Origin of the sequence: Roseicyclus sp. (assembly GCF_052168335.1) — a bacterium.
Taxonomy (GTDB): Bacteria; Pseudomonadota; Alphaproteobacteria; order Rhodobacterales; family Rhodobacteraceae; genus Roseibacterium.
Window position 1 is genome coordinate 1 of record NZ_JBQLZP010000541.1, and the last position, 4,047, is coordinate 4,047.

At 72.6% G+C, this 4,047-nt stretch carries 5 protein-coding genes; 2 read left to right on the forward strand and 3 right to left on the reverse strand.

Features of this window, described 5'->3' with window-relative positions:
* Positions 1-1,859: putative PEP-binding protein (locus tag ACTS11_RS16565; RefSeq protein ID WP_442641404.1), on the reverse strand; the 1,859-nt coding region annotated here is incomplete at its 3' end.
* Between the two features lie 93 nt (positions 1,860-1,952).
* A complete protein-coding gene (locus ACTS11_RS16570; RefSeq protein WP_442641405.1) occupies positions 1,953-2,543 on the reverse strand; it encodes a TetR/AcrR family transcriptional regulator in 591 nt (196 codons plus the stop codon).
* A gap of 73 nt (positions 2,544-2,616) precedes the next feature.
* Here ACTS11_RS16570 and ACTS11_RS16575 point away from each other — a divergent pair, with 73 nt between their 5' ends.
* Both ACTS11_RS16575 and ACTS11_RS16580 read left to right on the forward strand, forming a co-directional pair.
* Positions 2,617-3,246, forward strand: a complete 630-nt coding sequence (locus tag ACTS11_RS16575; protein ID WP_442641406.1) for an NAD(P)-dependent oxidoreductase — start codon at positions 2,617-2,619, stop codon at positions 3,244-3,246.
* 12 nt (positions 3,247-3,258) lie between these two features.
* Complete coding sequence (locus tag ACTS11_RS16580) at positions 3,259-3,723, forward strand: anthrone oxygenase family protein (protein ID WP_442641407.1); 465 nt, start codon at positions 3,259-3,261, stop codon at positions 3,721-3,723.
* Positions 3,724-3,733: 10 nt separating this feature from the next.
* Here ACTS11_RS16580 and ACTS11_RS16585 read toward each other — a convergent pair whose 3' ends face one another.
* Positions 3,734-3,952: a hypothetical protein gene (locus ACTS11_RS16585; protein WP_442641408.1), complete on the reverse strand. Its 219-nt coding sequence runs from the start codon at positions 3,950-3,952 to the stop codon at positions 3,734-3,736.
* Positions 3,953-4,047: the final 95 nt, after the last annotated feature.

The window sequence follows — 4,047 nt, forward strand, 5'->3', positions numbered from 1 at the left end:
ATCTCGAAGAACTGGCGCGGCGCGAAGGCCAGCGACGGCGTCTCGAGCATCGCGCCGATCTCGAGCGTCTCCGGCAGGACATGGCCGAGCGCCGCCTCGCGCTCGATCTCGCGCAGCAGGTGGTCGCGCGCCTGCGTGTATTCCTCGAGCTGCGCGATGAAGGGGAACATCACCGACAGCGGCCGCCCGTTCGCCGCCCGGATCAGCGCCTGGAGCTGCATCCGCATCACGCCGGGCTTGTCGAGGCCGACGCGGATCGCGCGCCAGCCGAGGGCGGGGTTCGGCTCCTCGGTGGCCTTCATGTAGGGCAGGACCTTGTCCGACCCGATGTCGAGCGTGCGGAAGACGACGCGCTTGCCCTTGGCCGCGTCCATCACGCGGGAATAGAGCGCGGCGAGCTCGCCCCGGCGCGGCACCTTGTTGCGCGTGAGGAACTGGAGCTCGGTCCGGAAGAGGCCCACCCCCTCGGCCCCCGATGAGGGCAGCGAGGGCAGGTCCGCCATCAGCCCCGCGTTCATCTGGAGCGACACGACCGTGCCGCAGAGCGCCTCCGCCGGCTTGTGGCGGATCGAGGCGTAGCGCTCCTGCGCCTCGGCCTGCATGGCGAGCTTGTCGCGGAAGGCCGAGGCGACCGTGTCCTCGGGGCGGAGGTGGACCACGCCCTCGTCGCCGTCCACGAGGATGAAATCGCCGTTCAGCGCCTCGGTGGTGATGCGCCTGGCGTGGATGACGAGCGGGATGGCCAGCGCCCGCGCGACGATGGCCGCGTGGCTGCCGACCGACCCCTCCTCGAGCACCACGCCCCTGAGCCTGCGCCCGTAGTCCAGCAATTCCGCCGGCCCGATGTTGCGCGCAACGAGGATCGGGTCGTCGGGCAGTTCGGCGCCGGTGTCCTTGCCCTGCCCGGTCAGCAGGCGCAGCAGCCTGTTCGACAGGTCGTCGAGGTCGTGCAGCCGGTCGCGGAGATAGGCGTCGGGCACCGTCTCCATCCGGGCGCGCGCGGTCGACTGCTCCTTCTCGACCGCCGCCTCGGCGGAGAGACCGCGGCTGATGTCCTCCTCCATCCGGCGCATCCAGCCGCGCGAGCGGGCGAACATGCGGTAGGCCTCCAGCACCTCGCGCTGCTCGGCGTCGCCGGGCATCACGCGGGTCAGCATCTCGTCCACGTCGATGCGCAGCCGCTCGACCGCCTCGCGCAGGCGCTCGAGCTCGACCGCCGGATCTTCTGCCACCGGCTTCGTGACGACGACGCGCGGCTCGTGAAGCCAGACATGCCCCATGGCCGCGCCTTCCTGCGCGCAGCCGCCCCGGATCATCACCTGCGCCTTGTGCCGCTCCTTCAGTGCGGCGCCCTCGCCGGTGAAGGCGCCGAGCTCGGTCATCTCGGCCAGCACCATGGCCACGACCTCGAGCGCGTAGATCTCGTCGTCGGAGAATTCGCGCGCCTCCTTCGACTGCACCACGAGCACGCCCAGCCGCTCGCCCAGCCGCTGGATCGGCACGCCGAGGAACGAGGAATAGCGCTCCTCCCCCGTCTCGGGCATGTAGCGGAATCCGCGCTCGGCGGGCGCATTCGCGGTGTTCACCGGCCGGGCGAAGCGCGCGACCCGGCCCACCAGACCCTCGCCGATCCGCATCCGCGTGACGTGGACCGCCTCGGGGGCGAGGCCCTGCGTGGCGCAGAGCTCCAGCGTGTCGGGATCGCGCAGCAGGTAGATCGAGCAGACCTCGCTCCCCATCGAATCGGCGATCAGGTGCGTGATGCGGTCCAGCCGCTCCTGTCCCTCGACAGGCTCGGCCATGACGGCCTGCAAGCGCGACAGAAGCTTGCGGCTCTCGCTTTCGCTTTGCTGGACCATCGTCCCCGATCCTCCGGCGCGCGGTTCTCGCGCGGCCGCCCGGGGGACAGCCATAGCGCGAGGTTGCGGCGCGGCGCAACGATCTCCGCTTGGTCAGGGACTTGCCATCAGCGCGGCGCGCGCGAGGCGGCGGATTTCCGTCAGGTAATCGCCCTGCGACCAGCCACATGTCCGCGTCAGGTGCTCCCAGAGAGGCACCGAGAGAATCCCGGCCAGCAGGTCGGTCGCCCGCCTCTCGTCGAGGCCGGGGCGGAGCGCGCCGTCGCGCGCCAGCGCCGACACCGCCGCCGCGCAGCCGTGGCGCACCGCCGCCATCCGGTCCTCCCAGGCCGCCCGCGCCTCGGCGTCGGTGGCCTGCATCGCCATCAGCGCGCGCCCCACCGGGTAGATCACCGGCACATGTCCGCCCCAGGCCCGCACGAAGGCGTCGAGCCGCGCCTCGCCCGTCGCCGCCGCCCGGCTCTCGGCGAGGCTCGCGTCGATGTCGGCCCGCGCGTCCAGCCGCTTCGTCGCCGCGACCAGCAGGTCCGCCCGGTTCGGATAATGCAGGTAGAGCGCCTGCCGCGAGATCCCCGCGGCCTTCGCCACGTCGGCCATCCGCGTGCGCTCGGGCGCGCCCGCGGCGAGCAGGTCGAGCGTGGCGTCGAGGATGCGGGCGCGGGTGTCGTCGCTTTTTCTTGACATGGTGTAAAGTGACGCTTATTTGACGCCGTGTCAACTTGACATCGTGTCAAGAAATCGCAGGAAAGGACTTCCCATGAACGTCATCGTCTTCGGCGCCACCGGCTCGGTCGGACGCCTCGCCGTGGCCGAGCTTCTCGCCGCCGGCAACACCGTCACCGCCTTCGCCCGCCACCCCGAGCGGCTCGGCCAGGACCACCCGGAGCTGCGCCTGCACGCCGGCGACGCGCTCGTGCCCGCCGATGTCGCCGCCGCCATGCCGGGCCAGGACGCCGTCCTCGTCGTCCTCGGCGCGGGCGCATCGCGCCGCTCCCGCATCCGCTCGGAGGGCACGCTGAACGTGATCCGCGCCATGCAGGCGCACGGCCCCCGCCGCCTCGTCGTGCAGTCGACGCTCGGCGCGCGCGACAGCCGCAACATGCTGAACTTCTGGTGGAAGCGGGTGATGTTCGGCCTCCTCCTCGCGCCGGTCTACCGCGACCACGAGCTGCAGGAGCGGCTGGTGGAGGCCTCGGGCCTCGACTGGACCATCGTGCGCCCCTCGGCCTTCACCGACGCGCCGACGCGCCGCCCGGCCCTCGAGGATCCGGCGCCGGGCCCGCGCGGCCTCGACCTCAAGGTGGCCCGCAGCGATCTCGCCCGGCTCCTCGGGCGGCTGGTGGCGGGACGCGCCCACCTTCACCGCGCCGTCGCGCTCTCGAGCTGAGGGGAGCGGCGCATGGACATCCTCCTCACCCTCGCGGGGCTCCTCATGGCGCTCGTCGCGGGCGTCTTCCTCGCCTTCTCGGATTTCGTGATGCGGGGCCTCGCGCAGGCGGGCGCCCCGGGCGCGGCGGGCATGGTCGGCCTCAACCGCACGGTCTACCGCTCGGCCTTCATGGGGATGCTGGTCGGGCTGGCGCCGGGCTCGCTGGCGCTGGCCGGTCTCGCGGCCTGGCAACTCGACGGGCTGGCCCGCGGCGCCGCGATCGGGGGCGCGGCGGCCTATCTCCTCGGCGTCATGGCGGTCACGGGCCTCGGCAACGTGCCGCTGAACACCCGCCTCGACGCCGCGATGGGGCAGGGCCGCGCGGCAGGGCTCTGGCCTGCCTACGTGCGGGACTGGACGCGCCTCAACCACCTGCGCACGGTCGCCGCCACCCTCGCGGCCTCCGCGTGGCTTCTCGCGGGGGTGCTGGCCTGAACCGCCCGGCTCAGTCGGCGAACATGTCCGCGAAGACGTGGCGCGCGATGTCCTCGCGGGCGAGGCCGCGGCGGGCGAGCTCGGCATCGGAGAGCGCGGAGAGGCGCTGCATCCGGTCGAGCCGGGCCTGCGCGCCGCGCGCCGCGGCGATGGCGCGCGCGAGGATGGCGAAGGCCTCGCCCACGCGGGCGAAGCGGAAAGGAGCGGTTCTCAGCGTTGCGGTCGTCATGGAAACCTCGGCGGTTGCACGGGCTTCCTCCCTCGGCACGGAACCTAATCCGCGCCGCGCCCCCGCTCCAGACCGCGTTCGGCAAAGCCCCCTTG

Coding starts and splice junctions, on each gene's coding strand:
- ACTS11_RS16580 (WP_442641407.1), top strand. CDS start 3,259: ATGGACATCCTCCTCACCCTCGCGGGGCTCCTCATGGCGCTCGTCGCG.
- ACTS11_RS16570 (WP_442641405.1), bottom strand. CDS start 2,543: ATGTCAAGAAAAAGCGACGACACCCGCGCCCGCATCCTCGACGCCACG.
- ACTS11_RS16575 (WP_442641406.1), top strand. CDS start 2,617: ATGAACGTCATCGTCTTCGGCGCCACCGGCTCGGTCGGACGCCTCGCC.
- ACTS11_RS16585 (WP_442641408.1), bottom strand. CDS start 3,952: ATGACGACCGCAACGCTGAGAACCGCTCCTTTCCGCTTCGCCCGCGTG.